This window comes from Nostoc sp. DSM 114161 (assembly GCF_052692665.1).
Window position 1 is genome coordinate 5,752,809 of the sequence record NZ_CP195141.1, and the last position, 20,531, is coordinate 5,773,339.

General features: G+C 42.9%; 16 protein-coding genes and 1 other RNA gene. 9 read left to right on the plus strand and 8 right to left on the minus strand.

Annotated elements, in window-relative coordinates:
• Window positions 1-8 precede the first annotated feature (8 nt).
• Window positions 9-992 (minus strand): polysaccharide deacetylase family protein, encoded by a 984-nt coding sequence (locus tag NSTC745_RS24450; protein ID WP_445633274.1) that lies wholly within the window; start codon window positions 990-992, stop codon window positions 9-11.
• A 681-nt stretch (window positions 993-1,673) separates the two neighbouring features.
• On the opposite strand from NSTC745_RS24450, the gene NSTC745_RS24455 reads away from it, so the two are divergent.
• Window positions 1,674-2,366, plus strand: a complete 693-nt coding sequence (locus NSTC745_RS24455) for a PEP-CTERM sorting domain-containing protein (protein WP_445633275.1) — start codon at window positions 1,674-1,676, stop codon at window positions 2,364-2,366.
• A gap of 146 nt (window positions 2,367-2,512) precedes the next feature.
• Here the strand turns inward: NSTC745_RS24455 and NSTC745_RS24460 are convergent, their stop codons facing one another.
• The gene (locus tag NSTC745_RS24460) at window positions 2,513-4,072 is read right to left on the minus strand and encodes a YcjF family protein (RefSeq protein ID WP_445633276.1); all 1,560 of its coding nucleotides are present in this window, start codon (window positions 4,070-4,072) and stop codon (window positions 2,513-2,515) included.
• A gap of 384 nt (window positions 4,073-4,456) precedes the next feature.
• A complete protein-coding gene (locus tag NSTC745_RS24465; RefSeq protein ID WP_445633277.1) occupies window positions 4,457-5,599 on the minus strand; it encodes a BMP family ABC transporter substrate-binding protein in 1,143 nt (380 codons plus the stop codon).
• Window positions 5,600-5,888: 289 nt separating this feature from the next.
• On the opposite strand from NSTC745_RS24465, the gene NSTC745_RS24470 reads away from it, so the two are divergent.
• The gene (locus NSTC745_RS24470) at window positions 5,889-7,496 is read left to right on the plus strand and encodes an acyl--CoA ligase (RefSeq protein WP_445633278.1); all 1,608 of its coding nucleotides are present in this window, start codon (window positions 5,889-5,891) and stop codon (window positions 7,494-7,496) included.
• 713 nt (window positions 7,497-8,209) lie between these two features.
• Entirely contained in the window at window positions 8,210-9,196 is a 987-nt protein-coding gene (locus NSTC745_RS24475) for a 2-dehydropantoate 2-reductase (RefSeq protein WP_445633279.1), read from the plus strand.
• Here the strand turns inward: NSTC745_RS24475 and NSTC745_RS24480 are convergent.
• Window positions 9,193-10,191: a methyltransferase domain-containing protein gene (locus NSTC745_RS24480; protein WP_445633280.1), complete on the minus strand. Its 999-nt coding sequence runs from the start codon at window positions 10,189-10,191 to the stop codon at window positions 9,193-9,195. The two genes, NSTC745_RS24475 and NSTC745_RS24480, sit on opposite strands and share 4 nt — an antisense overlap.
• 274 nt (window positions 10,192-10,465) lie before the next feature.
• Window positions 10,466-10,960, minus strand: a complete 495-nt coding sequence (locus NSTC745_RS24485) for a hypothetical protein (protein WP_445633281.1) — start codon at window positions 10,958-10,960, stop codon at window positions 10,466-10,468.
• 249 nt (window positions 10,961-11,209) lie between these two features.
• Between NSTC745_RS24485 and NSTC745_RS24490 the strand changes: the two genes are divergently transcribed.
• Window positions 11,210-11,800 (plus strand): TetR/AcrR family transcriptional regulator, encoded by a 591-nt coding sequence (locus NSTC745_RS24490; protein ID WP_445633282.1) that lies wholly within the window; start codon window positions 11,210-11,212, stop codon window positions 11,798-11,800.
• A 74-nt stretch (window positions 11,801-11,874) separates the two neighbouring features.
• Here NSTC745_RS24490 and NSTC745_RS24495 read toward each other — a convergent pair whose 3' ends face one another.
• Window positions 11,875-12,363 (minus strand): NUDIX hydrolase, encoded by a 489-nt coding sequence (locus NSTC745_RS24495; RefSeq protein WP_445633283.1) that lies wholly within the window; start codon window positions 12,361-12,363, stop codon window positions 11,875-11,877.
• A 108-nt stretch (window positions 12,364-12,471) separates the two neighbouring features.
• On the opposite strand from NSTC745_RS24495, the gene NSTC745_RS24500 reads away from it, so the two are divergent.
• Complete coding sequence (locus tag NSTC745_RS24500) at window positions 12,472-13,050, plus strand: NADPH-dependent FMN reductase (RefSeq protein WP_445633284.1); 579 nt, start codon at window positions 12,472-12,474, stop codon at window positions 13,048-13,050.
• 75 nt (window positions 13,051-13,125) lie between these two features.
• On the opposite strand, the gene NSTC745_RS24505 is transcribed toward NSTC745_RS24500, so the two are convergent.
• Window positions 13,126-14,091: an acetamidase/formamidase family protein gene (locus NSTC745_RS24505; RefSeq protein ID WP_445638676.1), complete on the minus strand. Its 966-nt coding sequence runs from the start codon at window positions 14,089-14,091 to the stop codon at window positions 13,126-13,128.
• A 334-nt stretch (window positions 14,092-14,425) separates the two neighbouring features.
• Window positions 14,426-15,508, minus strand: coding sequence for an MraY family glycosyltransferase (locus tag NSTC745_RS24510; RefSeq protein ID WP_445633285.1), 1,083 nt, complete (start codon window positions 15,506-15,508; stop codon window positions 14,426-14,428).
• A 151-nt stretch (window positions 15,509-15,659) separates the two neighbouring features.
• On the opposite strand from NSTC745_RS24510, the gene groL reads away from it, so the two are divergent.
• The 4 genes from groL (at window position 15,660) to rnpB (ending at window position 20,245) form a co-directional block, all read left to right on the plus strand.
• Complete coding sequence (groL, locus tag NSTC745_RS24515) at window positions 15,660-17,321, plus strand: chaperonin GroEL (RefSeq protein WP_445633286.1); 1,662 nt, start codon at window positions 15,660-15,662, stop codon at window positions 17,319-17,321.
• Between the two features lie 524 nt (window positions 17,322-17,845).
• On the plus strand, window positions 17,846-18,988 hold the full coding sequence (gene corA / locus NSTC745_RS24520; RefSeq protein ID WP_445633287.1) for a magnesium/cobalt transporter CorA: 1,143 nt from the start codon (window positions 17,846-17,848) through the stop codon (window positions 18,986-18,988).
• Window positions 18,989-19,052: 64 nt separating this feature from the next.
• Complete coding sequence (locus NSTC745_RS24525; RefSeq protein ID WP_445633288.1) at window positions 19,053-19,745, plus strand: hypothetical protein; 693 nt, start codon at window positions 19,053-19,055, stop codon at window positions 19,743-19,745.
• Window positions 19,746-19,822: 77 nt separating this feature from the next.
• Window positions 19,823-20,245: RNase P RNA component class A (rnpB, locus tag NSTC745_RS24530), an RNA gene on the plus strand.
• Window positions 20,246-20,531 lie beyond the last annotated feature (286 nt).

The window sequence follows — 20,531 nt, forward strand, 5'->3', positions numbered from 1 at the left end:
GGCTATTTTTATCTTTTTTGAGGTACTAATACAGGTAGTTTGCGAACACCAGCTACAGACTTGGCGTGTTGTCCGACAGTCAAAACATTGAACTGACTCGTTATCATTTCTAGACTTTTATTCACCACTGCCAGTTTTTTGTATGTGGGAACATCCATACCCGGAAAAAACGATAACTCTGGCACGTCTTCTTGACTTAAAAAGTCTGTGGGATGGAGTAATAAAGATGGTTGGGTGCGTGTAAGTTTGCACAGCCACAAAGCAATTCTCAAATAAAATAATGCCAAACCGCTAGAAAATCTAGTCAAATACATGATGTAGCTGAAGTGAATCGGCACCTTGAAAATTGGCATGGTGGTAACAGGAATTTCAGTTAATCTATCCTTACCCATTTGCCATTGGTAGGGGTTTAGAGGTTGCAAAGCATCTTTGAAATTACCAAACAAAGCTTCCCGTTTTTTGCGTTCTTCCTTGCTGAGTTTACAAGTCATCAAATAATAAGCTCGTGCTACTGGCCCCAAAATTGTGGGAAAAGTTGAAGCATCATATTCATACCCGCGTCGCGCTAAGACTTTCAACACTCCTGGGGAAAAGCTGTATCCAGGGCCGCGAAAGCCTATAGGTTGTTGATAAGTGACGCGCTTGATATGTTCTTCAGCCATAGCCACTTCTTCTTCTATTTCGCTCTCAGAATAGAGATGCAGCCAGGGAGAGTGATAGAATGAATGGTTGCCGATTTCGTGACCGGCGTTGGCGATCGCCTGTATTGCCTTGTGATTCTTTTCCAAGGCTGCATCTTGACCGACAATGAATACTGTGATTGTCAAATTCCATTGCTGGAGAATTTCTAAAAAACGCGGTACTGCAATATCTAAATAAGAGGGAAAACTCTCCCAACCTGGAGCGCCTTGATTTTTTAAATAAGACCAAATATTATCTAAATCTAAAGAAAGACTGGCTATTGGTTTATTTGCTTTTCCTTTGGTTTTCATTATTAGTTCAAGTATTTATTTAAAAATAAAGATTGAGTCTAAAATCAGCGTTTTTTAATTGCTGGTGTTTAATATATCATAAATCAAACATATTTAAACGTATATAAGTAAGTTTTAGCGATCGCCAGCATTTACAATCAGATTTTCATAACTGAGTTTAACAATGTAGCCTAGTTTGTAGTTGATGTGCGCCCCAGAAATCTCCATTACAAAAGCGTACTCAAGAAATGATAATTGCCACTACTACAATCAACGTCTGTAATTTGGTAGATGAAATTTTGGCAGAATCAGGATTTATTGAAAGGGAGCAGATTCGCTCAATAATTCTCGATAATGTTTAACACAATTGCATTTTTAAATGAATTGTGAAATTAGTCGTGGAGGGAGGTAATAGGCAATACATTTTTTCGCGAATAATTTAAGCTTGCTAAAGCCAGTTTAAAAAATACAATATGAAATTTGTGTAAATTTCATATAAATTTTGTGTATTTATACTTATTAGATTGGATTTTTGTAAGTACTATGCTGGTAACAGTATTAGTAAATGCTAGTACAAAAGTCCTGCTGCCAGTACGGTAGTTAACACTTAATTTTGGATTAAGATTAGTAATTTTAATATTCAAGAAACCAGATCCTTGAAGAAGCAGCGATCCAAACACTTCAAATTGAGGGTAATATCCGATGCAAAAGTCTTACAAACTGACAATTACGGCTGCTATTATTGGATTCGGATTAGGAATGATGAATACAGCGCAAGCAGCAATTTTAAATCTGAGTGCGTCTAGCCAAGGTTGGTGGAGTACGACTGAAAGTAATAGTAACGATAACACTAACTACATAACTGGAGACGCACGGGGTAGGAGTTTCCGTAATTTTTTTACTTTCGATCTTGGTGCGATAGGAGAAGTGTCTTCAGCAACCCTACAAGTTCAACGATTTGATGGTTCAGAAAATGGAATAAAAACTCTAGGCTTATTTGATGTTTCGACACCTGCTGATATACTAAGCCAAAAAGTTAATAGCCCCAATGACACTATTTATAGCGATTTGGGAAGTGGTAAAAACTATGGAATTTTTAGCGTTGATAGTTCTGGCGATTCAAACGAAATTTTGAATTTTGTTCTCAACTCTGATGCCATTGCAGATATTAACTCCAGAAGCGGGCAATTTTTCTCTATTGGAGGTGCGCTTTTAGGGCAATTTGGAATTGATGATAATCTCTTCTCCGGTAGCGGTGATGGTACTCTTGCAACACTTGTAGTCGATACCGATTCTGCCACGGTTCCAGAACCTTATACCGTTGGTGGAATAGCAGTTGCTGGTGTTGCAGGTTTGTGGTTAAAGCGCAAACGAAAAGCGTCTTTAAATGTATAGATTTTAACGTGAGTTTTTAAGGGAGACTCGCGTTATAAGGGAACAGGGAACGCAATACGGTTCGGTTAAGATCCCCCCGCCTACGGCGACCCCTTTTTAAGGGGGTAAAAGAGGGTTATAAGTCCATTTCAGGAACGAAGCTACATTTAGGGTAACTCTTCTCTACTCTCTTGTTCTTCCATCGCCTCAGTTTTATCTTGTAAAGGCTTCACTACTCTGGCGATCGCTTCTTGAATAAAAGCCTTAATAAATTCATCTCTGCGATTAATTTGAAACTGTCGCTGTACAACTTCTGTCATGCCACCATCACCCCAATCTTGGTCGTGGCGAAAGTATTCAATAAAGCTTTTACCAGCAATTCGCGTTAAATAAGCTGCTGTCACACCTTGAATTGCTCTGCCAATAATAAAGGTGGCAACATTAAGTTGCAAAGCCGTAGATAATAATTGAATTGCTCCTTTGACAATGCCCAAACTGGCGATGGTTTTTGCTAAAGAAAGGGCTAATTCTCGTCCCCGTTCCATATTCAATTCACAGCCATATACTCGGCCAATTTCTACGACCATTTGAGCATTGACGGCGGCGGTTGCTAATAAATCTACCACTGGTATGGGCGTGACTGAGACAACGCCAGCGCCAATCCATTGAAACCGTTCTACGATTTTGTCAGCTTGGCGGCGACGCTGGCCATCGATGAGTTTTCGCGCCTCGTCACCCAAGCGCAGAGATTGTAAAAGAATGTTATCTGCCACCAAATCTTCACCTTCGGCACGTAAAACAGCAGCCATGCGCCGCAACAAAGGAACGATATCTGGTTCTGGCTGGAAGCTTTCGCCAGTTTCCAGTTGTGCAGATTGGGGATTAGCAGCGATCGCTACTACATCATTAGTAGCAATAAATCCCCGCACCCGCTGACGCAACCTGGCGAGGATAGCTTCTTTATCTTCATCTGTATATAAATCTGTTTTGTTAAGAACCAAAAGCGATCGCTTCCCAATTTCCGCTAATCCCCGTAGTGGCTCATATTCCGAGCGTCGTAAATCGTTATCAACTACAAACAATAATAAATCTGCTGCCGTCGCCAGTTCCCGCGCCATTTGTTCGCGTTCCGTCCCCGCCACGCCTGCTTCTAAAATTCCCGGCGTATCCGTAATTAAAATTTTGCGTTCTAATCCCTTCAACCGCAGACAATAAGTTTCGCCAACTTGGGTTGTACCCATCGGTGCATCCACCTGACCGACCATGCGTCCCATGACGGCATTCACCAGAGAAGTTTTGCCAGCACTCCCGGTGCCAAATACCACCACTTGAATTTCACCCCGTGCGAGGTTGGCTTCAATTTCCCGCGATTTACTTAATAAAGCTTGGCGTGCGACTTCATCTTGAATTTGCGCTACTTGCTGGCGCACAGCTTGGAGAGTCGTAGAAGCTGCATCAGATTTGCCAGCCGGGATTTGCGCTGGAGTCACGCGAGAACGATTGCGGCGCGATCGCTTTTCCCCATTCTGAAGCACTAATACATAATAAACAAAAGCCGCAACCAATCCTCCAATCAGCACAATTAGCAGCAACAGCAGCAAATTGCCTAACAACGGCGAATAGGACAATTGCCAGTAAAGCCGCGATAGCGAATCAATTAGCCATAAAGCTAGCCCCAAAATGACAATTAGACCGACAATCAGCGTTACGATGCGTGACAGAGGCATGGCTGGCAAAGATTAGTGGGTATGAACTAGGCACATGTTTCCGATCTTATATAGTTTCGCTATTTTTGATCCGGGTAACAAGCCAGGCAAAAGTTAAAATTACCTTTACACCTGAGGCGAGACGCCCATCCCACAAGAATTTACTAATGCACTATTCTAGCTGAACATCCTGCCCGCCCGGACGGGTGAGGACACCCATCCCACAATAAAATTTATTGCAACATTTTAGTCTTGCCACACCAATACGTATATTTCCAAAATCAAATATGAGTCCTATAGAACATTTTTCTACCGACAAAAGGACTTTTCAAACAATATTCTACAATAATTTTATTTTTATTTTATAAATAGGTTTTAATCGCGTACCTAATTAATTTTCCAACACTAAGATTTTTGTTTAGGAATTGACCCTTCAATTCCTTCAACATACCAATCCATTGCCAATTGTTGCTTATCATCTAATACTTTACCTTTTGGCACTCGTACTACACCTTTTTGGTCTTTCACTGGGCCATCAAAAGGATGTGCCGTACCTTGAATAAACTCATTACGCTTGGTATTTATTAATTGTTGCACATCAGCCGGAATCGCTTGATTCATCGGAGAAATATCTACCATTTCTTGACCAATACCATCCCAAACTTCTTCAGATTTCCATGTATTAGCCATTACAGCTAAAGCTTTATCTGTATAGAATTTGCCCCATTTATTAATAGCTGATGTCAAGTGAGCTTTTTGACCAAACTTGCTCATATCGGTGTTATAGCCAAAAGCATAAATCCCTTTTTCTTCAGCAAATTGTACAACAGCGCCAGAATCGGTATGCTGAGTCAGCACATCCGCACCTAAATTAAACAATGCTTGAGCTGCTTCTCTTTCTTTAGCTGGATCGTACCAAGTTTGCGCCCAAAGTACCTTAACTTTTGCCTGGGGATTTGTTAACCGCATTCCTTGAGTAAATGCACTGATTCCACGAATTACTTCCGGAATCGGGTATGCTCCAATAAAACCAATTACATTTGATTTTGTCATCTTGCCAGCAATCATGCCGGTTAAATAGCGCGGTTCTTCAAAACGTCCCAAATAAGTGCCAACATTAGCAGCACGTTTGTAACCCGTACAGTGTTCAAAGAAAATATTAGGAAACTCTTTGGCAACTTTAATTGTTGGGTTCATGTAACCAAAGGAAGTCGTGAAAATTAATTTGTTACCATCTAATGCTAATTGGCGAATTACTCTTTCAGCATCAGCACCTTCGTTCACATTTTCCACAAAGGTAGTTTTTACCTTATCTTGAAGATTGGCTTCCATGTGTCTGCGACCTAAATCATGAGCATAAGTCCAGCCAAAATCGCCCACAGGCCCTATATAAACAAATCCTACTTTCAGCGGTTCATTTACTGCCACAGGTGATGCTAAGGGAGATACTTCACCTGATGAATTAGAATTTTTGCCTTGAATGCAACTAGTTAAGGCAAAGCTAGATCCTGCTAAAGTAACATAGTTGAGAAATTTCCGACGATCCATATTTATCGATATTGCTTGAATTGCTGAAAAAGTTTTTTCTGATTTATTTAGTAGCGACAGACACAATATTTACTTAATTTTACCTTGGGGAGTGGGGAGGTGAGGCAGGGGAAAAGGTTAAAGGGAAAAGGGAAAAGGAATAAATTTAATCTTTCCCCTTTTCCCCGGTTGGTGAGCTTGCCTGTCCTGAGCTTTGTCGTTGGCGAAGCCTCTCGTAGAGAAGGGTCGAACCATACCCCTTTCCCTTTCCCCATGCCCTGTTTGCCCAATTCCTTTTGGAGGTTTTGAAATGAATTTATTTGAGCTTTTAGCAGGGGAAGACAATCATTTAGCCTTGGTTTCGCCTGAGGGGCGATCGCTAACTTACAAGCAATTGCGCGAAAATGTTGCTGGGCTGGTATCTCAACTCCACAGCTTTGGAATCAAACCCGGAGAACGCATTGCCATTGCCATGAATAATGGTTCGCCAATGGCAATTACTTTTCTGGCTGCTGCTTTATCTGGTACCGCTGCACCTTTAAATCCCAAATATAAGCAAGATGAATTTGCCTTCTACTATGCAGATACCCAGGCAAAAGCATTGATTACCCTATCTGAGGAACCAGAAGCGGCCGTTGCTGCCCTCACACCCGACATGATACGGATTAATGCCAAAGTCAATACTGACGGGACTTTGAGTTTTGAACTGGGCATTGGGAATGGGGCATTGGGCATGGGAAGAGGACAAGGGGGACAAGGGGGCCAAGGTAGCAATCTTTCTCCCTTGTCTCCCCCCTCTCCCTTGTCTCCCTCATCTCCCCATCTCCCCATCCCCCCATCCCCCCATCCCCCCATCTCCCCCTCAGCTGACGATATAGCGATGATTCTCCACACCAGCGGCACCACGAGTCGTCCCAAGCGGGTGCCAATTCGTCATCGCAATCTCATTGCTTCTGCCAACAACATCATTGGTGCTTATTCGCTCACCGCAGCTGACACTACACTTTGCTTAATGCCCTTATTCCACGTTCATGGCTTGGTAGGCTGTTTGTTAGCAACTCTGGGAGCTGGCGGTACGCTAGTTTGCCCCAATGGTTTTAATGCTTTAGAGTTTTGGAAACTGGTAGAAACTTACAAACCTACCTGGTACTCCGCAGCACCAACGATGCACCAGACAATTTTGGCACGGGCTAGCCGCAACACAGAAATTGTCAAAGCAAATTCCTTCCGTTTTATTCGCTCTAGTAGTGCTTCTTTGCCCCCGATTATCATCGAACAAATGGAGGCAACTCTCAATGCGCCTGTGGTGGAATCTTACAGCATGACTGAAGCATCCCACTTAATGACTACTAACCCCCTACCACCAAAAGTCCGCAAACCGGGTACTGTCGGTTATGGCTTCGGCGTGGAAGTCGGCATTATGGACTCGGAAGGTAACTTGCTACCCCAAGGAAGTTTGGGTGAGGTGGTGGTCAAAGCACCAAATGTCATTGACGGCTACGAAAATAACCCAGAAGCCAACGCCACTGCTTTTGTAAATGGTTGGTTTCGCACAGGAGACCAAGGCACAATCGATGAAGATGGCTATCTCCGCCTGACTGGACGGATAAAAGAATTGATTAACCGGGGTGGGGAAAAAATTTCTCCTTTAGAAGTAGATGATATTTTGCTGCGCCATCCCGCCGTTGCCGAAGCCCTAGCTTTTGCCGTCCCCCACAAATCTTTAGGAGAAGATATTCACGCTGCTGTTGTCTTGAAAGCAGAAGTTAGCGAAAAAGAACTTTTAGCTCACTGTTCAGCCATGCTGGCAAATTTCAAAGTGCCTAAGCAAATTCACATTTTAGAGCAATTACCCCGTGGTGCGACTGGCAAATTGCAACGGTTGGCGATGGCGAAGTTGCTTGGTATTGGGGAGTAGAGGTAGGGGAGGCAGGGGGGCAGGGAGCAGGGGGGCAGGGGGGCAGGGGAGCAGGGGAGCAAGGGAGGCAGGGGGAGAAATACTACATTATGAGAGCAAAACACTTGTAGAGACGGCGATTTATCGCGTCTGGCGAACACACAATTTTGTAGGATTAGGCTTTAACCCAAGCATATTGCATTATGATTGCAACTTGGTATGAGTAGGGGCACTAAGCTTAGCGTCCCTACCGGAGATTGTGGTTTAAATAGATGAAAAACGCTGTAAGTGAAAAAGCTGTAACCCAAGTTTGTTTTTGAGAACATCAAGACGGAAGGTCTTACAGGCTGCGCGTAATACTGAAACGTCAAGGCGGAAAGTCTTACAAGCAAGACGGAAAGCCTTACAAGCTGCGCGTTATACTGAAACGTCAAGGCAGAAAGTCTTACAAGGAAGGCAGAAAGTCTTACAGGCTGCGCGTTATACTGAAACGTCAAGGCAGAAAGTCTTGCAAGCAAGACGGAAAGTCTTACAGGCTGCGCGTTATACTGAAACGTCAAGGCAGAAAGCCTTACAAGCAAGACGGAAAGTCTTACAGGCTGCGCGTAATACTAAACGTGAAGACGGAAGCTCTTGCAGGCTACGCATAAAGTAAGACATTGGTCATGGAGAAAAACTCCTAGTAAGTAGGATTTAAAATCGTACTAAACTATAAGCGATTATTTTTTGAAAAAATGAAAATTTGTATTGTTGGGGCAGGTGCAATTGGTGGATATTTAGGAGCAAAATTAGCACTGGCTGGTGAAACGGTGACGCTCATCGCTCGTGGTTCCCATTTGGAAGCAATTCAAAAAGATGGGCTGAAATTAGTCATGGCGGACGGTTCTAGCCAAGTTGTTCGTCCGGCTTTGGCAACTAGTAATATTCAGGAAGCGGGACAACAAGATGTAGTAATTTTAACTGTTAAAGCTCACAGCGTTCCAGCGATCGCCCCCTCCCTTTCCACACTCTACAATCCTGACACAACGGTTATCACAGCCCAAAATGGTATTCCTTGGTGGTACTTTCACCATCACGGCGGTGAGTATGAAGGAACGCGCATTCAATCTGTTGACCCAGATGGCATTGTGGAAGCTGGTATCGGTGTTGACCGCGCCATCGGTTGTGTTGTTTACCCGGCAACTGAGATAATTGCACCAGGTGTAATTAAGCATATTGAAGGCGATCGCTTTACTCTCGGTGAAATTGACGGTAGCAAAAGCGATCGCATTCAATTATTAGCCCAAACTCTCAAACAAGCAGGATTCAAAGCACCAATCCGCAATCAAATTCGCACGGAAATCTGGATTAAATTATGGGGTAATGTCGCATTTAATCCCATTAGCGCCTTGACTGGTGCGACTTTAGAAGATATTTGCCGCTATCCCCTCACCCGCGAACTAGCGCGGCAAATGATGACAGAAGCCCAGGCGATCGCCGAAAATTTGGGTATAAAATTTGGCATTACTTTAGAACAGCGAATTAATGGCGCCGAAAACGTTGGCGCCCACAAAACTTCAATGCTGCAAGATATTGAAGCCGGACGCCCCACGGAAATAGATGCTATTGTTGGCGCGGTGGCAGAATTGGGAAAACTCACTCAAATTCCCACACCTCATATTAATGCTATCTACGCCAGCGTTAAGCTGTTGGAAGCGACCAAACAAAAGAATAATTACTAATTACCAATTATTTGAGTTTGCTTAGCAAAGTTTCTGTCCGTCAATTCTGTGGGTGAGTTCGCCCGCACAGCGCGGAACATTCCAAATCGGCACAGTCCTGTACCAAATGCCAAACGCATCAGCAATAAAGTCGGCACTTCGCGGACAGACTTGATAAAACCAGACAGCCCAAAACGCACTAATCCCTCAGGCCTGGCTATTCCTTGCCAGATGGAATCTAACCAAGAAGGAAGCGTTTGTTTCGTCCAGTCTGCTGTCACCACCTCTCCCTCGACTAATTTCGTCTCTGCCAAAAGTTCGCTAAACCCTTCTATGCTGGAAAAAGCTGGATGAGACCACTGTTCGAGGAGTTGTTTCATCACTGGTTTTTCCCAGAAATTTAACGGCTTTTGGCGGTCATCTCTCTGATTCCAGTCAGCTACAACCAAAACGCCACCAGGCTTTAGCACCCGCATTAATTCCCTAGCAAAAACGGCTTTATCGGGCATGTGGGGACCTGCTTCAATCGACCAGACTACATCAAAACTAGCATCTGGAAATGACAACGCCATTGCGTCATCGACCGCAAACTGGGCGTTGACTCCTGGGGGCGTTAACTCCTGGGCGCGTTTTACTTGCTGTGGACTAATCGTAATTCCTGTGACAGCAAACCCATAATCCCGCGCTAAAATCCGACTACTGCCGCCGATACCGCAGCCGACATCCAAGACGGTAGTACCGGGAGGTAATTTATCTAAACCACCCCATTTAACCATTTCATGTACAAAGTCAGATTTAGCAACTAAAAAATCCTTGCGACCTGGCGGCGAACCGTAGTGACCGAGGTGAATGTGTTCTCCCCAATAAAACTCTAGGATGCCGTCATCAGTCCATTCATCGTAGGAATTGGCGACTGTGGCAGAAGATTGATATTTGCGAGGAGTCAGGAAATAAACCCCGATTCCTATCACTAAAAGCACAAGAACAGCAATTGCAAAATATAGTAAGGTTGACATTGTTTTGAAAGCGTCCCATACACCTAACGTAGCTGGTTGGCTGACAAAACTCAAGTAGCATAGCGGTATGACTTGATGGTAAACTCTTTTTGTTACTGGTTTTGAGCTAGTTAAAAGGGAACAGGCAACAGTTCGATACCTGATAATTTTTTGTCTACTTTCCCCTCAAAATAAATTCATTTTTCATTTAGATAAATAAATTTAGTTCCTCGCTGATCCAATATTTGGGGAGGATTTTAACACTATTATCTGCCTCAATGACTATAGGATAAATCTATTTAATGAAAAGAAATAGGCCAAACTCTTGACGAATATCTAACAGTGGACGGTCTAACATTGGTTCAAAGTTAAGAAAAGGTAGGAAAGTTTTATGGTTACGAGTTTTTAGCCACATTGAAATCAACTCTGGTACTAACCGCACTAATTCAAAAAAGATGGAACTATACAAACGAATTACACCATCACGCTGGATCATATCTTCATACATCACATTTACAGATGGATTCTGGCGCTCGCGTAACCAATCTCTAAATTTGAAATCACTTGTCCAAAATGTCAGCGGCAAAAGCTTAAGTTCGTCGTACATATTTGTGTCACAGCCATAAATGACATGGCTAGTATCATGAGCAAGCAAGATTTTGGCAAAATCCTCTGGTTGAGTGCTGGGATGAGTAATATGCAAATTGACGGCGTAGTATTCTTCCAGCCCTTGACGTAAAGTTTGGCTGCTATTTTTGTTGGTATATTTTGGTCGAGTTCGTAAAGACATTAGTCTGTGAATTATATTATCGATACTAATAGTATCGATAATATTAAATGCAAATGTCAATCACATTTGTGCTTTGCTAGAGATAAAAGTTAACTTCCTTCGGCAGAGGGAACAGGCAACGGGCAACGGACAACGGTAATATTTATGCTCATAGATACAAGCGTTCAGTTACTTGTTTGTTTATTGGACGCCATTCGGGGTCTAAGTCTCCCTATTTCCCCTTCTCTGTTCCTTTTAAAATCTTGTTAAATGAGCGAACCTTCTAAAAAGCGTCCTGGAAGACCCCGCAGCGTTGAGTCTCATCAGGCAATTCTCCAGGCGACAATAGATTTATTGATAGAAGTTGGTTTTACTCACATGAGTATTGATGCGATCGCTGCTCGTGCTGGGGTAGGCAAAACGACGATTTATCGAAGATATAACTCCAAAGAAGAGTTAATTGCAGATGCCATTGAAAGCCTCAGGCAAGAGGTTGTAATACCTGATACAGGTAGTTTTTGGGGAGATGTCGATTCTTTAATCGAGAGTGCTGCACAAATGACACTCAACCCTTTAGGAAAACAGACCGTTGCCATGATTATTAGCACTGCATTAACTAATCCTCAGTTTGCTCAGATGTATTGGACGAAATACTTACAGCCTCGACAACAAGCATTTGCGATTGTAGTAAAACGTGGCAAGCAACGGGGAGAACTGCAAGCAGATGCCGATTCTGATTTATTCTTCGACACAATGAGCAGTATTATGCTTTACGCATCAGTCTTTCCACCTAGTGGCGAATCATGGGGTGCTTATGTTCGCCGCATTCTAGATTTTCAGCTAGGAGATAAGGTGCTATAACAAGTAAGTGCAAAAGCCTTGGAATTTGCACTTACTTTTAGCCACATCCTTACTGGAAATCCGATTCTAGATTATTAAAACAACAGAAATTCGCCATTTTTCTTATATTCCTGAAACTTTTTCAAAACAGGGCGATCGTTTGGCATTAATGTAGGTAAGTCAGCCAAATCAAAAAATTCTAGTGCCAGGGATTCTCCATCTAGACAAGCTAAGCTACCTTCCCATTCAACAGCTCGCAAAATCAAAATGAAGTTTTGCACGCGATCGCCGTTAGGATAAGTTACAGTTTCAAACTCTGGGTTAGAAGAAAATGCCACAGCTTGCAAACGCTTAACTGTTAAACCTGTTTCTTCAAATACTTCTCTTACCCCACATTGTTCGATAGATTCGCCTTCTTCAGGACAGCCACCAGGTAGTCCCCAAAGTTTAAAATCACTTCGCTTTTGCAACAGAACGCGCCCGAAATCATCCTCCACAATTACCCGTGTGCCACATAACATCAGTAGACGGTTGCCAACAACTTGCCGCAACTTGCCGAGATAAGAATCTGACCAATTCGCCATAATTTTCGAGCAAATGTGTAAAGAAAATCTAAAGGTAGTAAAAAGCGATCGCCTGAAAACAGGATAATGCAGCTGAGTTAGCCAATCCCTTGCATTAAACCTAAAACTATGGCCTCTACACCGAAAATCCTAGCCTTTGCTGGCAGTACCCGTATAGATTCTTACAACAAAAAATTAGTAAAAATTGCGGCGGCTGGTGCTAAGGCAGCAGGCGCAGAAGTTACATATTTAGACCTGCGGGATTTGCCTTTACCTCTGTACGATGAAGATTTGGAAGCTCAAGAAGGAATGCCAGCCAACGCTAGGACATTGAAGGATTTGATGATTTCTCATCAGGGATTTCTCATTGCTTCACCCGAATATAACAGTTCCCTCACAGCAGTTTTGAAAAATGCGATCGATTGGGCATCGCGTCCATATCCAAACGAAGCCCCCTTGGCTGCCTTTGCAGGTAAAGTTGCTACGATTATGAGTGCTTCACCTGGCGGTTTTGGTGGTTTGCGCGGCTTAGTTCACCTGCGTTCTATTTTGGGAAACATCAAAGTTTTAGTACTTCCCGACCAAATAGCCGTATCTAAAGCTTATGAAGCCTTCAATCCTGATGGCAGCTTAAAAGATCCCAAACAGCAAGAATCTATTGAAAAGTTAGGTGAAGGTTTAACAAAAATATTGTTGAAACTTAATTAAGCTTTTGGCTTAAGACGGCAAAAGGCAAAAGTAAAGATTAAGCAAACACTTATTTTTACTTTTTACCTTTCTTTTTTATAAATTAATAGCCTTAGATAAAATTGATTTGGGTAACATTCCATGTACGCCTTTTTGGGGACTATTCACAACTTGAGTGATGCGAAAATTCACAGCTAAACTACACAATACATAAGCATCTTCTGGCGACAAATTGGCGAAGCGTTCCAGAAAATCAATCGTATTTTTTAAAGCCATTTCTAATGCTTCATCTAAGGTTTGAGCAAAACCCATTGTGATAATATCAGTTGGAGTTTCGGCAATTGGTGTTGTTAATTTTAAATCCTTGCGGAGTTTGAGTGTAATTCTACCGTTCATGGAAGTCTCAATCGCGGTTACATTAACTTCGCCATCTCCCTGTGCAGAATGTCCATCACCGATTGAAAATAACGCACCTGGAACAAAAATCGGCAAGAATAAACGAGAACCTGCTTGAAGTTCGCGGTTATCGATATTACCGCCGTAATAGCCTGGTGGGACGGAAGTTCGAGAGGTTTCTGGGGTAGCAACACCAAGAATTCCAAAAAAAGGTTTGAGGGGAATTTTAATTCCAGTACCGGGTGGAAATTCGGCAATATTGTTTGCTAAATCCAAAGGAATGAATCTTAAAGCTGGTTGAGAAAACTGATGTGGTAAAGCTCCCCAACCCGTGCGAATTGCATTAAAGCCTACAGGTAAACTAGGGGCGATCGCTTCTAATTTTACTTCTAAAACATCTCCTGGTTGAGCATCCCGCACGTAAATCGGCCCTGTGAGTAAATGCGGCCCTCCAGCAATTTTGCGTTCTGGTAAAAGATTTTGGCAGATATCGAGAAATTCTGGTGTGAGAAATTCTGGTGGCGCTTTCTCATAAACGTAATAACCACTATAAGTTTCTACATCAACTGTATCGCCGGAATCAATAGTGAGTGCTGGATTTAGCAGATGGGAGAAACCGCCCAAATGCACCGTATCTTTAGTAGCTTTTAAAGTGTAGTGAGCGATCGCTCTACCTCCTGATAACTCTGGTAACTAACAATCTCAGGTTTCTTGAGATCGAAATTTTCTTTTACTTACCTATACAGAGAATAGACATAGTATGGCTACTATTACAACACCCAGCCCACAAGTAATAATCTGTTAAGCATTTAATTTACACATTGAGACCGCAGGGTAGGGCACGAAGTTATAAGAGTTTCAGAGAGCTTTTGCGTAAGTCCTGAAAAAAAGAAGTCACGGCTGATATAGACAACCTTGACTTCCCACACTCTACAATGATTATTATTTCTAATCACTGAGGATTTTATTTTTTAAAATTCCTTATATTCGCGAAAGTGTACTAATGTTGTTGACGTACCCTTTGCCACACGGTGAAGCCCAAAAGAATAATAATACTACTGGCGGTAGCTAACATTACAGCGAAAGTCATACCTTGTATTCTCATTGCTAGCAAATTGCAAAGCAAAGTAATTCCCCACAAGGTCAATGCTGCATGACGTTGGGAGAGTCCCCAAGCTAGCAAGCGGTGGTGTAAATGGTCTTTGCCAGGAGTGCTTAGGGGGTTATTTCCTGCTAATAGCCGCCGTACAAATACTTGAGTAGTATCCAGCACGGGCAACAGCAGAAATAAAACCGTGGGTACAAGGGCGTAGACTGTGTTTTGTTGCAGTTTGCCTAAAATACTAGTTGCTGCCAAGACATAGCCGAAAAAGTATGCTCCAGCATCACCCATAATAATCCTTGACGGATGGAAGTTGTGGCGTAAAAAGCCCAGTGCCGCACCCCCCAAGGCTGCCAAAACTAAAATTGCCGCTGCACGGTTGTTAAATTGGGCTGCAACCCCTAACAAACTCATGGCGGTAATAAAGCTGATTCCTCCCGCCAAACCATCCATCCCATCCATCAAATTGATGGCGTTGGTAATCCCTACTACCCATAGTACTGTCAGGCACATGGATAAAAGCGAGTCGATGGGTGTGCCAAATAGTACTTTGACACTGATGCCGTTAGCTACGAGTAAGAGTGCGGTGACAATTTGTGCCCACAAACGAACGGAGGGCGGTAAACCGAACTGATCGTCAATAAAGCCCACTAGGACTAATATTGAACCCCCCAACAGAATAGTTAGTACCTGAGCCAATACGTTTTGGAGTTCGATAGGTCGTAAAAGACTGGCTAATACTAGCGCGGCAATTACGCCCGCGTAGATAGCTAGCCCTCCTGCATTGGGCAAAGGTTCTCGGTTGAGCCGCCGTGCGTTGGGTTGGTCTGCCCAACCTACTCGCAAGGCGAATTTGCGTACAGTGGGAATTAAACGCCAGGTTACAAGCCAAGCTAAGAGGAACGTAAATACTACTGCCAACCAGCCGGTGCCGCTAGGGTCGGCAATACCAAGGGATTTAAGGGAGTTGTCTAGGTTCATCTCCCAATTCAAGCATTACTGCCAGTATTTAATATGAGGATCACCTGTATATTAATCAATTTTTCATTTTGTAACTTGACTTGCTGGAGACATTAGCACTCTTGACCTGTGAGTGCTAAATTGTCTAATGGAAGCGCTTGAGAAATAAAACATGGCGAAAATTATTGCATTTGACGAGGAATCGCGGCGAGCTCTAGAAAGGGGTGTTAACGCCCTTGCCGATGCCGTAAAAATCACCTTGGGGCCCAAAGGTCGCAACGTCCTTTTAGAAAAAAAATTTGGCGCACCTCAAATTGTCAACGATGGTATCACTGTTGCCAAGGAAATTGAATTAGAAGATCCTTTGGAAAATACAGGTGCAAGACTCATCCAGGAAGTAGCATCAAAAACTAAAGATGTTGCTGGGGATGGCACTACAACTGCTACGGTTCTGGCACAGGCTTTGATTCGGGAAGGCCTGAAGAACGTTGCGGCTGGTAGTAACCCTGTGAGCTTAAAGCGCGGGATCGACAAGACTGTCGAGGCGTTGGTAGAAGAAATTGCCAAGATAGCTAAGCCTGTAGAAGGAAGTGCGATCGCTCAAGTTGCCACTGTCTCAGCCGGTAACGACGAAGAAGTTGGCAATATGCTAGCCCAAGCAATGGAAAAAGTCACCAAAGATGGTGTCATTACCGTTGAAGAATCGAAATCCCTGACGACTGAACTCGAAGTAGTTGAAGGGATGCAGATCGATCGAGGTTATATTTCTCCCTACTTCGTCACCAACAACGAACGGCAAATCGTCGAATTTGAAAACGCCCGCATCCTGATTACTGATAAAAAAATCAGCAGCATCCAGGATTTAGTGCCGGTGTTGGAAAAAGTCGCTCGTTCCGGTCAGCCTTTGTTGATTATCGCTGAAGATGTGGAAGGAGACGCCTTAGCAACTTTGGTTGTGAACAAAGCGCGGGGCGTACTTACCGTAGCTGCCATCAAAGCCCCTGGTTTCGGCGATCGCCGCAAAGCTTTGCTAGAAGATATTGCCATTCTCACCGACGGACAATTGATTTCTGAAGAAATCGGCTTAAGCTTAGACACTGCTTCTTTAGAAACGTTGGGAACTGCTCGCAAAATCAGTATCGATAAAGAAAACACTACAATTGTCGCTGGTAGTGACAGCAAGCCAGAGGTGCAAAAGCGCATTGGTCAAATTCGCCGCCAGTTGGACGCCAGCGATTCTGACTACGATAAAGAAAAACTCCAGGAACGCATCGCTAAGCTAGCTGGCGGCGTGGCAGTGATTAAAGTGGGTGCAGCCACAGAAACCGAACTCAAAGACCGCAAATTGCGAATCGAAGACGCCCTCAACGCCACCAAAGCAGCTGTGGAAGAAGGCATTGTTCCTGGCGGTGGAACCACCCTGATTCACTTAGCTAAGGCAGCAGAAGCAATTAAAAACAGCCTGGAAGCAGAAGAAAAAATTGGGGCTGAGATTGTTCAAAAAGCATTAGAAGCTCCTTTGCGTCAAATAGCAGACAACGCTGGCGCAGAAGGTTCTGTGGTTGTCTCTAAAGTCCGGGATACCGAATTTAACATTGGTTACAACGCCGCTACTGGCGAATTTGAAGATTTGATCGCAGCTGGCATTATTGACCCCGCTAAAGTCGTGCGTTCCGCTATACAAAACGCTGGTTCCATTGCTGGCTTAGTCTTAACCACCGAAGCGATCGTTGTTGAAAAACCCGAAAAGAAAGCCGCTGCTGCTCCTGACATGGGCGGTATGGGCGGCATGGGTGGTATGGGCGGCATGGGCGGCATGGGCGGCATGTTCTAAGCTCTGCTTACCCAGAGAATCCAGAATCCACCAATTCAGAAGTAGAGCTGGAAATGTCTCTGGCTCTGCTCCCGGATATTAAGATAAATATTTTTGAAGCAGTTTGTCTTGTCAAGGCAAACTGTTTTTTTATACCATTGCTGATTCAGAAGCAATATGTTATCTCTATTGCTGGTAACTCACTGAAAGTAAATAAATTCATACCATTTTCAAAAATATTTGCGACACATGAATCGGCTGTAAGGGCGTACAGCTGTACGCCCCTACCCACAGATCTGTCGCATTTTGATTGCAAATTGGTATTTAATTATGCAAGTTTTCAGTAATTAGATGTAAATATGACTGACTACTAACAAAATGTTGATGCTTAAATTAGCTACGTAAATAATTACAGAATTTAGAAATCACCATTTTTTTATTAATTTTTGTAAAATAACGTGTATGTCATTTGCCCTCCGTCATTTACTAATGACCAATGACTAATGACTAATGACTAATGACTAATGACTATTAGGTAATATTTCATGCCACCAAAATTGCGCCGCGCTCTAAAAGCAGTAACAAAGGTATTTGAAGATGAGTTTCATCACCAACCTGGAACTGTGCCAGGAACGATTTTTATTGATGCAGACGCTCCACCGCCAATAATTTTCTTGATTGATTATAGCCAGACAAATTTTATTCGCGAACAAATAGCAACTCCAGAAGAATGTATTCCGTATTTAGAGATGGACAGCGTTTCTTGGGTAGACGTACAAGGTTTAGGTAGTCGAGATATATTACAAAGATTGGGTCGAGTTTTTGATTTACATCCTCTTGTTTTAGAAGATGTAGTCAATGTACCGGAGCGTCCGAAAACAGAGGATTATGAAGACCAATTGCTTTTCATTTCTCGCATGGTAGTGCCAAAGGAAAAAACATGTGGTTTTTATAGCGAACAAGTAAGTTTAATTTTGGGTAAAAATTATTTGCTGACAGTCCAAGAAGAACCAGAGCATGATTGCTTTGAAGCAGTGCGATCGCGAATTGAAAAAGGCAAAGGTATCATCCGCAATCAAAAAGCTGATTATTTAGCTTATGCTCTGTTAGATGCCATTATTGATGGCTATTTCCCAGTGTTAGAACTTTATGGCGAGCGCATCGAAGAATTAGAAGAGGAAGTAATAGTTAAACCTACTCCGCAAACACTACAAAATATTTATCAAATTAGGCGAGAATTACTACAATTACGTCGTGCTATCTGGCCGCAGCGAGATGCAATTAATTCGTTGATTCGTGATGGCAGCGATCTGGTTAGTGAAGATGTGCGAATTTACCTGCGAGATTGTTATGACCATGCAGTGCAAGTCATGGATATGGTGGAAACTTACCGAGAACTAGCATCTGGATTAATGGATGTATATCTTTCAGCGGTGAGCAACAAAATGAATGAAATCATGAAAGTGTTAACAGTGGTTTCGTCAATTTTTATTCCATTGACTTTTGTTGCCGGAATATATGGTATGAATTTCAATACAGAGAAATCACCATATAATATGCCTGAATTGAATTGGTATTGGGGTTACCCAATGTGTTGGGCATTAATGTTAGCGATCGCACTTGGTTTAGTATGCTTTTTTTGGCAACGAGGCTGGCTCCAAAATTCTGTCACGGTTAAACGCGATTAAAGATTGCAAGCGAGCGACCAGTCGAATATACATTCATTAGTACGGGAGTTAATATTTTAGAATTATGAGGAGTAGCGACCAGAATTTAATAATTTTGACGATTTATATTATTGTTGTCTCCTATGTTTTTAACCGGATGGTTGAATCCATCGACGACCAAATTAAATTTGAGTTTAAAAAAGGAATTGTTGACGATCAGCTAAAAGAACAAAATCTCGACGACAAAATTGGAATTTCCTTTAGATTCAAATCGTCATACTCAATTGACGACCTCAAAGATTTATCGCTGAGTATTGAAAACAAATCTGATAATATCGCCGTATACGTTGATTGGGACAATAGCTCTTTGGTAGTCGAACATAGCAAACAATCGCGTCGAGTAATTCGTAAATCACCAGACTTAACCCGCGACTTAGCTGTACCCCAAAGCCCTAGCTTAATTGCTCCCAAGAAAACACTTTCTGAGACAGTAACAGCAGAAGACGTTTTGCAGCGCCAAGAAAATGGAACCTACTCAGCTAGCAAACCACTAATTGATATTAATGGGCTACAAAAAGGGCAAAAAAAATTGTACAACGACTTTATGAATAGAAGAAAGGAGTTAGATTTTTCCCTACAATTAGTATTAAGAATATCCGAGGTGCGTGTAGGTTTAGCTCCTGGTGTCAATTTCCCTCCTATTAGCATTATCAATTGTCCTTTCACAGTCAGAAAGCTGCCTTGGACTTACGCCCTACCTTGGAATAAAAAGAAGTAATAAGCTGCCGCGCATCCAAGGCAGGTCTAGCAAACTTAACACAGTATGCCATCCAAGATTACACTAAATGTAGGGAGAGAGTAGGCGCAGGCGGTTGCAGATCGGTCATTGTTACTGGTTTGAGGAAAGTCCGGACTCCCGAAAGACCAAACTTGCTGGATAACGTCCAGTGCGAGCGATCGTGAGGATAGTGCCACAGAAAGATACCGCCAATTAGTCATTAGTCATTAGTCATTAGTCATTTGCGAAATAACAAAGGACAAAGGACAAAAGACAAAGGACAATTTGGTAAGGGTGCAAAGGTGCGGTAAGAGCGCACCAGCAGCATCGAGAGGTGCTGGCTCGGTAAACCCCGGTTGGGAGCAAGGCCGAAGGAACTACGGTTGGTCTTTTACCAGTTCCGCTCAACAAGAGCCGCTAGAGGCGTCTGGTAACAGGCGTCCCAGATAGATAACTGCCCTCGTAAGAGAACAGAACCCGGCTTATGTCCTGCTCTCAAACTATATGAGGTATGGAGGTTCAGCTTCCTGCCTCATTATTTTTTGTACGGATTTTGTACGATGGTAACTCAGCTAAACAAGGGTAAAAGCGATTCACAATCCAAAATCTAAAATCCAAAATCCTATCAATTTTCAAAAATGATAAGTAGAAGGACTAAATTAAACCTAACTTGAGGTTGCCGGGTTTCGACTTCGCTCAACCCTCGTCTTCTCAAGGATCGAGCATTGAGCGCAGCGATGCCCTGAGCTTGCCGAAGGGTCGAAATGCGTCTTCTAAATAATTGTG